This window comes from Clostridium estertheticum (genome assembly GCF_011065935.2).
GTDB lineage: Bacteria > Bacillota > Clostridia > Clostridiales > Clostridiaceae > Clostridium_AD > Clostridium_AD estertheticum_A.
This window is the reverse complement of the sequence record NZ_JAAMNH020000001.1, coordinates 4,749,908-4,763,849: the sequence shown is the minus strand read 5'-3', so window position 1 is coordinate 4,763,849 and position 13,942 is coordinate 4,749,908. Positions and strand designations below refer to the sequence as shown.

Genomic DNA, 13,942 nt, shown 5'->3' with positions numbered 1-13,942 from the left:
TTTATAAAAAAATAATAAAAGAGGTTACTACAAGGTTGGCTAACGCCAAATGAAAATTCACCACCCACTTATAGAAGATGGGTGTACTCTTTTCATAATACGATAGAAAACATAGGAAATCTTGTTTGTCCTGCAGAGTTCAATATTGGCGAAGATATTAAAATGCTCATAGTGACGGTTACAGAAGGAAGTGACAAGCCATATAAATATCCTCTTGCTTTTGAAAAGGCTGATATTATTATCATAAATAAGTGGGATCTTATATCTTATGTAAATTTTAATGAAGAATATTTAATGTCTGGAGTAAAAGCTCTTAACCCGTACACATTGGTAGTTAGAGTCTCATCCACAGAAAATACAGGATTTGAGCAGGTGACGAAATACATAAGGAAAAAAACAAAGACATTAAAAAATGCTCATTTTTAAATATGAGCATTTTTATAATTTTATGAAATATAGAACATAAAAGTTTAATACAAATTCATCTTAAATTATTTGATTTTATATAATTCAGCTAATTTATCAAAAGCTGGTAATGAATTTTCTATTTTATCGTAAGAAATGCAGTAAGATAGCCTTGCATGGCCTGGACATCCAAATGCTGATCCAGCGACTAGTAATAGGTTGAATTGTTTTGCATCCTGGCAGAATTTTTTATCATCTGCTATTGGTGTTCTAATGAATAAATAAAATGCCCCTTCTGGTTTTACGCATTTAAAGCCTATTTTTATAAGATGGTTGTATAAAATATCTCTGTTACGCTTATATATACTGACATCGACTTCAGCCTCCAGGCAATTTGCAATAACCCTTTGGAAGAGTGATGGCGCATTTACAAAGCCCAAAATTCTGTTGGCCACATTTAATGACTTCATTATATCCTCAAAGGAATCCATATTTGTATTTGCAACTACATACCCTATTCTCTCACCAGGCAGTGATAATGATTTACTATATGAATATCCAATAAATGAATTTTTATAGTATTTTAGAATATATGGAACAAAAGCATTATCATAAACTATTTCTCTATATGGTTCATCAGATATTAGATATATGCTTGTACCTAGTTCCTCTTCTTTTTCACAGAGCAATTTCGCTAAATCTTGTATAACCTTTTCAGAATAAACAACACCTGTTGGATTGTTTGGAGAATTAATAATAATAGCTTTTGTTTTGCTATTTATTATATCTTTTAATACATGCATATCAGGTTCAAAGGTATCAATATCTGTAGGAACAACTACAAGCTTCCCATCAAAGTTATTTACATAGTTTCTGTATTCACCAAAAAATGGTGAGAAAGCAATAACTTCATCCTCAGGGTTAAGTAATGTTTTCAACAAAATATTTAATCCCCCAGCTGCTCCACAGGTCATAACTATGTTATTGAGTGAAATATTTACATTATGTTTTTTATTTAAAAATTCAGCTATTTTGGATCTAACATCTTCATACCCAGAATTATTCATATAACCATGTACCAGCTTAGGAGTGGTTTCATTTAAAATTTTATTGATTTCAATTTTAATAATCTCAGGTGGTGCAACATTTGGATTACCCAAGCTGTAATCAAATACATTTTCTTCACCATAAATACTAGATAATCTTTTACCTTCCTCAAACATAGCTCTTATTATAGAACTATTAGCCACCAAGTCTTTCATCTTGTTAGATATCATTTTAAAAGCCCCCTTTTTTATTATTTGTTAGTATGGTTAATCTTAAATCTAATTATAGCATAATAATACCATATTTATAAACGTTTACATATAAGATTTTATGGTAGAATGGCAATATCAAGGAAAAGGGATAATTAGTTAAAGTCTAATAACAGTACTAAAAATAAATTAGTTGGAGGAATGAAATCATGAATGTAGATACCAATAAAAATTTACTGGAAGAAGTGGGCTCAGGAAATAATGCGGTTATGATTACAATGCTTGATAACAAGAAATGTGAAAATAAATCATTTCAGAATAAAACACTTTTTACAGAGGAAAGTTTGAATGCTTATAATCGTATATCTGATTTAGATGAATTACTTTACCAAAAGGCAAAATATGCTTTAGAAACTGGAATTTTGTGAGAGCTTTGATCACTGCTTCGACTTGATTAGCTTAAATAAATCTGCTTACGTTGTTATTATAACTCGAGGTCACAGGCATGATATGGATTGTCTTAGACAAGTTTTAAAACATTATACTGCATATGTTGGAATGATTGGTTCAAAACGGCGAGTTAAAAGCGTCATGGAGCAAATGTTAAATGAAGGGTATCCTAAGGAGAAGTTAAACAAAGTCAAGGCCCCTATAAGTCTTGAGATAGGCGCAATTACACCTGAAGAGATAGCGATTTCTATTATATCTCAGGTCATCAGTTATAGACGACTAGGTGATATAACCAATGATATTACTAGACCTACGAAAACTAATTGGCCAGAATTTGACCATGAAGTATTAATGGAATTGTGCAAAGAAGATAATTCTCCAAAGGCAATTATTACAATTGTTTCTACGAAAGGTTCAGTTCCAAGAAATGTAGGATATCAAATTCAAAGCATAGACATGAGAGGTACTATCGCTGAAGATGAAGGTATGGTATGTGGGGGAATCATGGATGTAATAATAGAGTCTTTTTAAACATTACTAAAATAATTATAAAGCTCTAAGTCTTAATATAGGCTTAGAGCTTATTTTATTGTTTTACTTGAACTTGTCCGTCTTCGATAAATTCATTTGCAATCCATCTTGCGACTTTCCCAGTAATTGTAATGCAATGGTTCTTTCTTGCTGCGCTTTTAAAGTCATCTCCAGCCCATTCTCTTGTTATTACTCTACAGCAAGTTGATTTGTATTCATTCTTAATGTAGTCATGAAGACCCTTAGCTTTTTCAAACATTTTTTCTTTCATAGCTTCACCTTCAACTCTACCATATACCATACCTAGAGCCATTTGACCACCTGAAACTGCACCGCAGAGACATCCTGCTTTACCCATTCCTATTGGAAATCCACTTGCCAGTTTAACTATATTTTCATCATATGGTTTCCCTAATAATTCATTGAGTGTTTGCACTACTGATTCACTGCAAAAGAATGTACCACTTCTGAAAAGTTCTTCTGCATTAGATTGAACTTTATCAAGAAGTTCTTCCTTTGTAAATTCTTTTGTGTTAGCTAAAGTCATTATTTATTCCCCCTAAAGATTATATCAAATTTAATTCAATTGTTATTATACTTTATATTTCTTAAGTTCACCAATAGATAAGACTTATAGCTAAACATTTATCTATAGGGATTATGGGTATCATGTTAAAGCTCTTCATTCTCATCAAGATATTAATCCAAGTTTTTTTGAATAACATCAAGTATTATAGGAATATTTTTAATTATTTGTGTTTCATTTACTTCACTAATGGTAATTCTGAAATAATTATTGCACTTATATTCTTTGAGGAAACATTCACTTGTATTAAATATTCTTATATTTTTGTTCTGTAGGCAAGCGACTATTTTATCATATTTTAAAGAACCATTTACATAAATGCAACCAAAGTACCCAGACTCAGGAATATTGCAGTGTATACTTGGATGTTTATATTCTAATAAAGTATTTTTCAAGCAATTGATGCGACCGTTATATAAAGTAACTAGTTGTTTCATATGATCATCAAACATGCCGTTTTTTATATATATTTCTAAGGCTCCTTGAGATAGTATTGGGCTGTTCATGTCAGTCCACTTTTAATAAAAATCTGTTGCTAGAAAGGGGAGCATTTTTGTGTACTGTAAATAGCCTTTAAATCTTTGGAAAAGTCTTAGAGCTCATCAGTGCATTCGTTTGAGTGTGCAACGATAGAGCGAGGCTTTGCAGACTAAAACAACTGCATGGGCTAAAAATAAAATTATAAAATCTTAACACAATCTTTATACGCGAGCACGTACATTTATGCTTTCTTAATGTCAAATATATACTGGTTTTGATATAATATAATATATTATATTAAGTTAAAGAATAATTTGAGGTGATTATATGTTAGTAATTTGTAATGAAAAAAAAATTTTTCATAATAATGTAAAAGAAGCTATTAATGCAATAAAATCAAATAAATATGATCTAGCATATAGGTGTCTGAAAGCAGCTATGTTTGAAAATGACCATTCTGCAGAAGTATACAATCTACTAGGAATTATTTCAGAATATAAAGGTGATGTGTCCTTGGCATGTAAATATTATGGAGCAGCGCTCGTATTTGATCCAACTTACAAACCATCAGATAATAATTTAGAAAAATTAACATCATTTTTCTATATATTTAATGAAAAAAGTATAGACTATGGAGATAACAATGAGATAGAGCATCAAAATTCATATTTTATTGAATACAACGAAATGCATGTTGGACATTTAAAAAAAAATGAATAAGTTAAAAATGAACATGTTATTTAGTTTTTTTACAATTGAAGATATATCTAAAGTGTTGGATTAAAGACTTTAGCTGTACAAGCCCATTACAGAGACTCCAAAAATAAGAAAAATGATTATGGAATTGTCAAGTGACGGCCATGATGTGGTAATAATGGATAAATACGTAAAATAAAAGTTAGTAAATGCGATAATGAAGGAGAAACTTAGATGAAATCAATAGTAGTTGGAGGTGGAAAGGTAGGATATTACCTTGTTAAAGCATTAAAAGAAAAAAAACATCAAGTAGTGTTAATAGAAAAAGACAGAAAAATTTGTGAAAAGATTGCTGAAGAACTTGAGGTAGATGTAATATGTGGAGATGGTTCTGATATTGAAGTATTAAAGGATGCTGGTATAGAGGAAGCTGAAGTAGTAGCTGCAGTAACTGGAAAAGATGAGGAAAACTTGGTAATATGTCAGATGGCTAAAGTGAATTTTAATATTAATGAAACATTAGCTAGAGTTAACAATCCTAAAAATATAGCAATCTTCGAGGCGCTGGGCGTAGGTAAGACTGTGTGCAGTACACAAGTGATTTGTAATTTGATAGAAGGGGAATTTAATAGCGAACCATTAAAAATAATAGAAAGTATAAATAAAGGAGAAATGATATTAATAGAAGCAAAAATAGATAAAAAAAGTGCATGGAAAGATAAATCTATTAGCCAGTTAAAGATACCTAAGGAATGTGTAATACTTTCATTAATAAGAAATGGGAAAGTAATTTTTCCAAGGGGCTGCGTAGATATAAAAGAAGGCGATAAAGTACTTATTATCACAAATGCAGATAAAAGGAATGATGTAGAGAAATCTATAATTGGAGGGTAAATATTATGACAAGTAAAAAGATTATAGGTGGAGTAATTACAGAGATAGGCTATACATTAATGTTTTTATTTATTTTATATGGCATCAATATGATATTAGCAAGGTGAGTTTCACACTTGCTTTAATTTTTTCATATATAAAATCCACTAAGAACACTTCAAAATGAAGTGTTTATATTATTTATTAGTTAGTTCGCCTCTAAATGAGTTAGAAAAGATTTATATGAAAAGAAAAAACAAGCTATTAGCCAATGGCAATGAAATTCCAGAGAATACCACGAGAGAATATTTATATTATTTTATTTATTATAAATGATATTTCTTAAAAGAGATTAAGCACAGAAGACACTGTAGAAAAAAAATTCAACAGTGTCTTTTTCTAGAATCTTTTCTGTTAGTTTTATGGTCTCTGTGTTACTCTAAAATCACATTATATTCCCTAAGCCAAGTATCTACCTGAATCAAATATGCAATAAGTTGAGGCCCTGCCATAAGTTGGCCAAACCAAGGCTTACCATAGGCGCGTCCACCTGAATCAACTATTTCCTGAACTTTTTCATTGTTTATAATTTGCAATATTGGCGAAGATTTATCCTTTAATATGAGATTCATCCACTTTTGGACTGCAATAGTGTAACTAGGGTTATGGGTTTTTGGATAAGGACTCTTTTTCCTCCAAAGTACATCGCCTGGAAGTAAATCTGTAAGAGCTTCCCTTAGTAATCCTTTTTATCTTCCTTTATAATATTTCATATCCATAGGGATCCATCCTGTAATGCCACACATTTTAACATCTCCTAAAATCAAATAACATATATTCATATTTATCTTATGTAATTCAACTAAAATTGTGCTTTAATTGCAAAAACATGTGCATTAAGGTGCAAAGAGTTGTGCATTAAATGAAAGAGCTGTGGATAACCACAGCTCCTTGAAGTTTATCTGTTATTTAAATAATCTTTTTCATATCCATCTATCTTGCTAATAACCTTTGTAAGTACCTCGTCCACTTTAGAAAAGTCCATATTTGGTACAAAGGAAGTTTCAAGTTCGTCATGTAGAACTTTAGCTTCTTTTATTGTAGCTAAACCCTTGTTTAAAAGTGTGAAAAACTCAGTTGCATCATATTCCATTTCAGATTTATTCTTCTCAAGGGTATTTAGGTTTAAACAGTCCTTCATATCAATTACAGTACCCGCTAAATCTAAATTATTTATTTCATTAGAGGTCAAAATTGCAACATTTAAGTCAGGGATTAATATATGCTCAATTTTTTCAGGAATTAGGGGCGTATGGAAAATTTCTACATAGTAGCCTCTCTTTAAGGCTTCATCAGATAAGAATTCTAATACATTTGACTTGCCGGTACCAGGACCGCCTTTTAACACATAAATTTTCTTATAATCTGCGCACAAGTTTTCAATATAGGTGACAATGCCATTAGGTGTAAAAGCTGTAGCAAATAAATGCCTATCATTGCCTACATTAGATGGCGAGGTAGTAAATAGTGATTCTTTTAGATTTTCTTTTAGTAGGTTTAACTTATTAATGTTCAAGGCTTCACTATTATAGGTATACCAATCATCATAAACTAATTTAGCTGCTCCGAAAAATCTATAGGCTCTTTTAAAAGTTTTACCAACTTTTTTATTTATGTCGATTATTTTATGCCTATATTTCTTAAAGCCTTCCTCATTCCAGCAATCTCCCATGTTTAGAACTTCATCTACAGCTCCAGGGTTTATGGGGTCCACTACATGAGGTGAAGTTCCATCAAGTATTGCTACATTAAGTCCTTTAATAACTAATCCGTCTAGTGAGTTATTATCAGAAGAGCAGTGATGGTATTCTATGTCGTAGCCTTTTTCATTGAAGTATTTACCAACTTTTTTCATTAAGGAGGATTTACCTGTCCCAGGGCCTCCTTTTATGCATATTATTCTTCTTGCTTCATCCTGACCTAGTATATACCTATAGAAGGAATAGAAGCCCCTTGAAGTATTGCCACCAGGAAAAATGTTTTTAATAGTACCTTGCATTAATATCACACTCCATATCATCATATCAATATATAATATTCAGAGATGGTACAATTGGTTATAATTATTTGTAAAATATGTAGTATAATTGCATTAATAAATTATAAGAGGGAGAGCATTCATATCTAAATTAGCAAAGAGATAACTTAAATTTATTTCCTCGGAAGTAATGGCATTAATTTTAATATAATTTAAAAACTATTTAGTAAGAACATTTATAATAAATACTTGTACTTATGAACATACTGTGATAGACTAGTAACTAATTTAAAAAGTAAACTACCTAGGGTAGAGGTGCTATATCTAAGAGTACTTATTTGGAGCTGACAGGCGAGGAGGAATAAGAAAAGGAGCTATAGCCGAAGAAAATATTTTGTAAAAATATTTTCTGGTTATGCACATAATATGTGTATAATTGTCACTGATTTTTTTCAGTGGAGAGCTACAAGGTACACGAAGTTTGTATAAAAACATGTATTTTATGCAGCAAAGGTGTTCCTTTGCTGCATTTATTTTTTTTGAAACCATGCATTAGTATTTTTAAAAATATTAGTAGTTTATATGTGAATATAAAAAAAGATCAAAAAGGGGATTGAGTTATGGCAGTAGTTGTTCAAAAATATGGAGGTTCCTCTGTAGGAACTACAGAGAAAATTAAAGGTATTGCACAAAATATAGTAAAAAGAAAAAGTGAAAATACAGATTTAGTTATAGTGGTATCTGCTATGGGTAAAACTACAGATGATTTGATATCACTATCAAAAGGGATAACAGACGAACCAGATAAGAGGGAACTCGACGCTATATTATCAACAGGAGAAATAATTTCAAGTGCACTACTCGCCATGGCGATTAAGGCTTTAGGATATGATGCAATAAGTTATACTGCACATCAAATTGGTATTCAGACTAGCGGACAATATGGTAAAGCATTAATTAAAGATATAAATGATAAGAAAATTAAAAAAAGCTTAAAAGAAGGCAAAATTATAATAATTGCTGGCTTTCAAGGAATAAATGGAGAAGGTGATATTACCACCCTAGGCAGAGGAGGTTCAGATACCACTGCTGTAGCAATGGCCGTGAAGCTTGGTGGAAGTTGTGAAATATATACGGATGTGGACGGAATATATAGTGTAGATCCTAGGTCATATAGTCAGGCTAAGAAATTAGATGAAATAGAATATGAAGAGATGTTAGAACTATCAAGTTTGGGAGCTCAAATAATGCATTCAAGGTCTATAGAGCTTGCTCAAAAATATGGAATACCTATCTATGTGGGATTAAGTAATAGTGACATTGTCGGAACTGTAATTCGGGAGGTTAAAAATATGGATATGGAAAGCAAACCAGTAACAGGAATAGCAACTAGTGATGAGGACGTGGCAGTAACTCTTCAGAGGATACCTAAAGATGTGAACATATTGGCCACTATATTTGAAACTATAGGGAGCAAAAGAATTAATATAGATATGATAAGTCAAACATCACCTATAGATGGAAAGGTTAATGTATCCTTTACAATTCCTAAAGAAAACTTAAAGGATAGTTTAGAAATTATAGATAACTTAATAGTAGATAATAGAGTTATAGTTGATGAGGATATAACTAAATTTTCAATGGTGGGTCTTGGTATGAAAACGACCTCTGGAGTAGCAGCTAGAATGTTTAGGGTTTTTAGCAAAAACGATATTGAGATTAAAATGATTACTACTTCAGAAATAAGAATCACCTGTGCTATTAAAACAGAGGACAAATTAAAGGCTATACATGTTATTGCAAAGGAATTTAATCTATAATTGAAAAAATATAGAAGGAGGGATTTATGTGAGATTTTTTGGTAGTATAGTGGCTGAAAATAATAGATTGAATATTGCAGGTGTTAGCGCACAGGTTCTAGCTAAGGAATACGGTACCCCTCTTTATGTCATGGATGAGAAGCTTATACGCGATAATTGCAGACGGTTTCGAGAAGCTTTTAAAGGTGAGGGAGATGGGAATAAGGTAGCTTATGCGGGAAAAGCATTTTTAACTATCGCAATGTGTGAAATTGTAAAAAGTGAAGGACTATATTTAGATGTAGTTTCAGGGGGAGAATTATATACTGCTTATAAGGCTGATTTTCCATTAAAAAAGGTATATTTTCATGGTAATAATAAAACATTGGATGAGATTGAAATGGCAATAGAACTTGGAATAGGAACTTTTGTAGTAGATAATCTTCATGAAATGGAAATTATTAATAAAAAGGCAGTGGAAAAAGGCATTATGCAACGGGTTCTTCTTAGAGTGACTCCGGGCATAGAAGCTCATACTCATGAGTATATAAAAACTGGACAAATTGATTCGAAGTTTGGATTTACTGCATTAAATAATGAATTAGAGAGCGTTATAAAAACTGCTTTAAGCCTTTCAAATATAAAACTTGCAGGACTACACTGTCATATAGGGTCTCAAATTTTTGAGTTACAACCTTATAGAGATGCTGTGGGCATAATGATGTCTTTTATTAAAGATATTAAAGAAAAATTTAGCTATGATATAGAAGAATTAGATTTAGGCGGAGGCTTTGGTGTTTATTATGATCAAGGTGATGAGCCAAAAGAAATAGAGGAGTTCTGCAAAGTTATACTTGAAGAAGCTAAGATTAAGTGCACAGAGTATGGAATACATTTTCCTACGCTTGTTATAGAGCCAGGGAGGTCTATTATAGCTAATGCAGGAATTACCTTATATACTGTAGGAGCTATAAAGGATATACCGGATGTTAGGAAATATGTGGCAGTGGATGGCGGTATGACAGATAATATAAGACCCGCCTTATATAATGCTCAGTATCAATGCCTGCTCGCCAATAGAACTAGTGAGCCTTGTACTGAAGTAGTTACAATAGCAGGTAAGTGCTGTGAAAGTGGAGATATTTTATTAGAGGGTGTAAAATTACCAGTGGTTGATAGTGGAGATCTTATTGCGGTACTTTCAACGGGGGCTTATGGATATTCAATGAGCAGTAATTATAATAAAATACCTAAGGCTCCAGTGGTTTTAGTAAGTGAGGGAAGGCATAGACTTATATGCAAAAGGCAAACTTACAAAGACATGATTAGTAATGAAGTGTGCTTATAAGGAACGAAGTATGAAATTTCTACTGCGTGCCTTGCAATAACTTGAAATTTGGATTAAGAAATTCTAATGTTTTGCTAATGTAAAATCCTCTAGCGCTCACACTCGCCGTCCTGGCTCGGGTTCGCTAGCTTGCCGTCCTGGCAAGCTTACGAGGATTTTACATGAGCAAAACAAGAATTTCTAAATCAAATTTCAATAGTTTCTGCGTTTCGTATTGCAAGTCACTACGTAGAAATTTCATACTTATTTTATTTTAAGCAGCCTTCTGGGTGGGTCTCTGGGGGGGATAACAATTATTAATTCTTAATCCTCCTGGCAGGCTCACGAGAATTTTATATTTGCAAAAGAAGAATTTCTAAATGGAATTTCGATGTTTATTTATTAAAACATTTTTTAATAAAAAACAATTTTTGATTTTTCAATTTTGAAATATCGTGATTTATAGAATATATACCAATTAATGTAAATGAAAAACCAGTTCCTAAAATTAATCCATTAATGAAACATGGTAATTGTATTGAAGAACCCATTAATAGTGGTCTTATTGCAAAAATAATTACACCAATACTTAAATACTTATTAAAATTTCCTTTTTCCATAAAGAAAACAACTCCTAAAATTTATTTCTATAATATATTTTTAAGGATCCTTTTACCAGACACATAAAAGTTAGAACACCAAGTAAAGTTAAAAAAATAATTTGACTGAAAAATCCAGCCGTAATAATAGCAGTTGTTATTGCAACTAAGCAAAAATTAAAACCTACGCCACTGATTTTATCATTAATAAGTCTTATTCTCTCATCATGTTCTTTTATATAGAGTTTTTTTAATTCATTTTCGTTTTTTAATGCCTTCCTATATTTTGCAATATATATTATCATGGTAACCTGAAGACCTATGAAGATCCCAACTTGAAACCCATGTATCATATCAGAAATATCTTCATTAATACTTGCTGACTTATTTACAAAAACTCCAGTTAAGACAATAAAGGTAGCGGCAAGTACGGTGAATACTGTCATAAGTGTTAATTTTTTATTTAATATATTTCTATATTGTTCCATTTTATAACTCCTCCACTTCTGAAAAACCAAAAACTTCTTCAATTTTCAAATTAAAATATTTTGCTATTTTGTATGCAAGGACAAGTGATGCTGTATACTTTTCACACTCAAGGGATGTGATTGTCTGCCTTGTAACACCAACTGCTAATGCCAGTTCTTCTTGAGATAACTTATGTTTTTTTCGCAGTTCCTGAATACATGTTTTCATCTGGATTTATCTCTCCTTTGCAATGTTTACTTTGCATTTTAAGTATAGTATGCTTTGCATTAAATGTCAAGCGAGCTTTGCAAAAATACAAGATTTATTTTGGGAAAAAAAAGAGCAGTGGAATGTCCACTGCTAAAAATTTCATAAATAATCTTTAATTTGCACTAAAAAAAATTATATCATGAGATAGGTTTCTCGTTTGTGCATTGCAATATGAGCTGACTTATGAAATTACATAAGATGCTTATCCATATTTTATTAGTTATACTGGTTTAAAATTATATTTAGTTCCTCTTTTAGGCATTCAATTAACTCATAAGGTTTTTCGATAATTGCATTTTTACTATATGTAATAAAGTAATCAGAAAAAAAGCTAATATCGTGTTTTGAGATATTACCATTCAAAAATCCAGAACCATCTTCTCGTTTAGTAAGTTCAATATTTGGCCACCTTGCAGATAGATATTTTTCTACACCTTTGTTAGTTAACTCCACATATAATTCAAAAGTTTCTTTAGTATCATTGTGGATAATAAAGCGATTCTTTAAATTAATATTGGATAAGTCAATAGGACTCGTATTTGAATCAAGATCTACAGATTTTATATGGTCACATCTAAAGACCCTGTAATCTTTAGATAAAAAACAATAAGATGGACAATACCACTTTCCTTCATTTGAGTAAATTCCAATGGGTTGAATACTCCTAGTGCTAGTTATTCCATTTTTATCATGACTAATTATTATAACATCTTGTTTAATTGCTGCATCTAACAGCTGTTTTAAAAATGGGATTTCTTCTTGTTGATGTACCGACAAAAAATCAACGCGATCTTTTATTCTGTTGATATATTATAAAAAAGCATGATCTAAAGCGCAAAAAAAGTATATATTACGTAAAATGCATTCCCTTCGCTTTAGTAATTCTAAAATAAATTTTAGAATTACTTAGGGTCGTGAATGCATTTGTAGTAATATATACTTTTTTCTCTTTATACAACCCCCAAATAATCTCTATCTAATGTCATCAAGGCATTATACTGAGGGCAACGTTTCTTGAGTTCAATATTAATTTCCTCACCTAGTTTAGACTCATCACTTGCTGTAAAGCTAGGGTTAAAATCCATTACAGCATCAAAGATTAAATTTTTATATTCACCGCTACCTACAATTCTAAAATCATGGATTGATTTTATTATAGGAAAATATGCTAATGCCTTTAAAAGTTCTAAACGACAGGCATTAACCTCTTCATCATCTGTATTTATAGGGTCCATGTGAATAACTAGATGTATGTCAAATTCCTCTGAAATTTCTTTTTCAGCTTTGTCTATAATCTCATGGATTTCAACTATAGAAATATCACAGGGAACTTCTGCGTGAACAGATCCCATGCATCTACTGGGTCCATAGTTATGGATAACTAAATCATGTGCACCAGTAATATGGTCATAGGATAGTAACTTTGCTTGAAGTCCTTTTACGAGTTCCATATCAGGAGCTTCACCAAGCAAGGGATTCATAGTATCTTTAATAAGTGAAAAACCAGCATATATTATTATAAAGGATACTAGTATTCCTATGTATCCATCTATAGGAAAGTCAATCCAGTTAGAAAGAAGTAGTGATAATGCAACACAGCTCGAGCTAATTACGTCACTTAATGCATCAAAGGAGGAAGCTTCAAGGGCAGAAGATTTTATAGTTCTACCTAGGGTCTTATTAAATCCACTGATCCAAATTTTAAATCCTATAGATATCAATATTAATATAAAGGGTATGAGGGTGAAAATCACCTTTGAGGGATGAATTATTCTATCAAAGGAGGTTTTAATAAACTCAATACCAACTAGCATTACTAAAAGGGAAACTAAAAGTCCAGAAATATATTCAAGCCTTCCGTGACCAAAGGGGTGCTCTTTATCTGGTGGTTTATTGGCTAGTTTAAAACCTAGAATTGTAATAACTGAAGAAGCTACATCTGAAAGATTATTAAAGGCATCTGCAGTAACTGCTATACTATTTAATAGTACTCCTATAATTAGTTTTGTAATAAAAAGCATTAAGTTTACTATAATTCCAACTAAGCCGCCTAGGTAACCATAGGCATCTCGTACTTTTTTATTATTAATGTTTGCATAATCTTTTACGAATTTTGAAATTAAAAATTTTGATAACATATTTTCACCTCTGAATATCAGTATAA

16 protein-coding genes, 1 pseudogene and 1 riboswitch are annotated in these 13,942 nt (G+C 31.4%); of the genes and pseudogenes, 7 read left to right on the top strand and 10 right to left on the bottom strand.

The features are described from left to right. The first annotated feature begins 81 nt into the window (after nucleotides 1-81). A complete protein-coding gene (locus tag G9F72_RS22665; RefSeq protein ID WP_164959089.1) occupies nucleotides 82-426 on the top strand; it encodes a hydrogenase nickel incorporation protein HypB in 345 nt (114 codons plus the stop codon). Between the two features lie 65 nt (nucleotides 427-491). Here the strand turns inward: G9F72_RS22665 and G9F72_RS22660 are convergent, their stop codons facing one another. Further along, nucleotides 492-1,682, bottom strand: coding sequence for a pyridoxal phosphate-dependent aminotransferase (locus G9F72_RS22660; protein WP_164959088.1), 1,191 nt, complete (start codon nucleotides 1,680-1,682; stop codon nucleotides 492-494). A 188-nt stretch (nucleotides 1,683-1,870) separates the two neighbouring features. Here G9F72_RS22660 and G9F72_RS22655 point away from each other — a divergent pair, with 188 nt between their 5' ends. Both G9F72_RS22655 and G9F72_RS22650 read left to right on the top strand, forming a co-directional pair. Next, complete coding sequence (locus tag G9F72_RS22655) at nucleotides 1,871-2,089, top strand: hypothetical protein (RefSeq protein ID WP_224676219.1); 219 nt, start codon at nucleotides 1,871-1,873, stop codon at nucleotides 2,087-2,089. An 82-nt stretch (nucleotides 2,090-2,171) separates the two neighbouring features. Then, nucleotides 2,172-2,642: an XdhC/CoxI family protein gene (locus G9F72_RS22650; protein WP_263487035.1), complete on the top strand. Its 471-nt coding sequence runs from the start codon at nucleotides 2,172-2,174 to the stop codon at nucleotides 2,640-2,642. Between the two features lie 55 nt (nucleotides 2,643-2,697). Here the strand turns inward: G9F72_RS22650 and G9F72_RS22645 are convergent, their stop codons facing one another. Further along, complete coding sequence (locus tag G9F72_RS22645; RefSeq protein WP_164959087.1) at nucleotides 2,698-3,189, bottom strand: C-GCAxxG-C-C family protein; 492 nt, start codon at nucleotides 3,187-3,189, stop codon at nucleotides 2,698-2,700. 152 nt (nucleotides 3,190-3,341) lie between these two features. Beyond that, nucleotides 3,342-3,734: a hypothetical protein gene (locus G9F72_RS22640; RefSeq protein ID WP_164959086.1), complete on the bottom strand. Its 393-nt coding sequence runs from the start codon at nucleotides 3,732-3,734 to the stop codon at nucleotides 3,342-3,344. Between the two features lie 301 nt (nucleotides 3,735-4,035). On the opposite strand from G9F72_RS22640, the gene G9F72_RS22635 reads away from it, so the two are divergent. Together G9F72_RS22635 and G9F72_RS22630 are read left to right on the top strand one after the other, a co-directional pair. Further along, a complete protein-coding gene (locus tag G9F72_RS22635) occupies nucleotides 4,036-4,428 on the top strand; it encodes a tetratricopeptide repeat protein (protein WP_164959085.1) in 393 nt (130 codons plus the stop codon). Between the two features lie 210 nt (nucleotides 4,429-4,638). After that, nucleotides 4,639-5,298 (top strand): potassium channel family protein, encoded by a 660-nt coding sequence (locus G9F72_RS22630; RefSeq protein ID WP_164959084.1) that lies wholly within the window; start codon nucleotides 4,639-4,641, stop codon nucleotides 5,296-5,298. Between the two features lie 413 nt (nucleotides 5,299-5,711). On the opposite strand, the pseudogene G9F72_RS22625 reads toward G9F72_RS22630, so the two are convergent. Together G9F72_RS22625 and G9F72_RS22620 are read right to left on the bottom strand one after the other, a co-directional pair. Beyond that, nucleotides 5,712-6,062, bottom strand: a pseudogene (locus G9F72_RS22625) (asparagine synthase-related protein); the annotation flags it as partial. 173 nt (nucleotides 6,063-6,235) lie between these two features. Continuing rightward, a complete protein-coding gene (locus tag G9F72_RS22620) occupies nucleotides 6,236-7,336 on the bottom strand; it encodes a PRK06851 family protein (protein ID WP_164959083.1) in 1,101 nt (366 codons plus the stop codon). A 281-nt stretch (nucleotides 7,337-7,617) separates the two neighbouring features. Next, nucleotides 7,618-7,789: riboswitch (Lysine riboswitch) on the top strand. Nucleotides 7,790-7,935: 146 nt separating this feature from the next. On the opposite strand from G9F72_RS22620, the gene G9F72_RS22615 reads away from it, so the two are divergent. Both G9F72_RS22615 and lysA read left to right on the top strand, forming a co-directional pair. Next, nucleotides 7,936-9,135 carry an aspartate kinase gene (locus tag G9F72_RS22615; protein WP_164959082.1) on the top strand — a complete coding sequence of 400 codons (1,200 nt, stop codon included), beginning with the start codon at nucleotides 7,936-7,938 and terminating at the stop codon, nucleotides 9,133-9,135. A gap of 28 nt (nucleotides 9,136-9,163) precedes the next feature. Then, nucleotides 9,164-10,462, top strand: a complete 1,299-nt coding sequence (gene lysA / locus G9F72_RS22610) for a diaminopimelate decarboxylase (protein ID WP_164959081.1) — start codon at nucleotides 9,164-9,166, stop codon at nucleotides 10,460-10,462. A 374-nt stretch (nucleotides 10,463-10,836) separates the two neighbouring features. On the opposite strand, the gene G9F72_RS22605 is transcribed toward lysA, so the two are convergent. The 5 genes from G9F72_RS22605 to G9F72_RS22585 all read right to left on the bottom strand — a co-directional run bounded on the left by G9F72_RS22605 (nucleotide 10,837) and on the right by G9F72_RS22585 (nucleotide 13,916). Next, nucleotides 10,837-11,061: a hypothetical protein gene (locus G9F72_RS22605; RefSeq protein ID WP_164959080.1), complete on the bottom strand. Its 225-nt coding sequence runs from the start codon at nucleotides 11,059-11,061 to the stop codon at nucleotides 10,837-10,839. A gap of 14 nt (nucleotides 11,062-11,075) precedes the next feature. Then, complete coding sequence (locus G9F72_RS22600; protein WP_164959079.1) at nucleotides 11,076-11,528, bottom strand: hypothetical protein; 453 nt, start codon at nucleotides 11,526-11,528, stop codon at nucleotides 11,076-11,078. A gap of 1 nt (nucleotide 11,529) precedes the next feature. Next, nucleotides 11,530-11,736, bottom strand: coding sequence for a helix-turn-helix transcriptional regulator (locus G9F72_RS22595; protein ID WP_164959078.1), 207 nt, complete (start codon nucleotides 11,734-11,736; stop codon nucleotides 11,530-11,532). A 258-nt stretch (nucleotides 11,737-11,994) separates the two neighbouring features. Continuing rightward, complete coding sequence (locus G9F72_RS22590) at nucleotides 11,995-12,555, bottom strand: WYL domain-containing protein (RefSeq protein WP_202054888.1); 561 nt, start codon at nucleotides 12,553-12,555, stop codon at nucleotides 11,995-11,997. A 173-nt stretch (nucleotides 12,556-12,728) separates the two neighbouring features. Next, the gene (locus G9F72_RS22585) at nucleotides 12,729-13,916 is read right to left on the bottom strand and encodes a cation diffusion facilitator family transporter (protein WP_164959077.1); all 1,188 of its coding nucleotides are present in this window, start codon (nucleotides 13,914-13,916) and stop codon (nucleotides 12,729-12,731) included. Nucleotides 13,917-13,942: the final 26 nt, after the last annotated feature.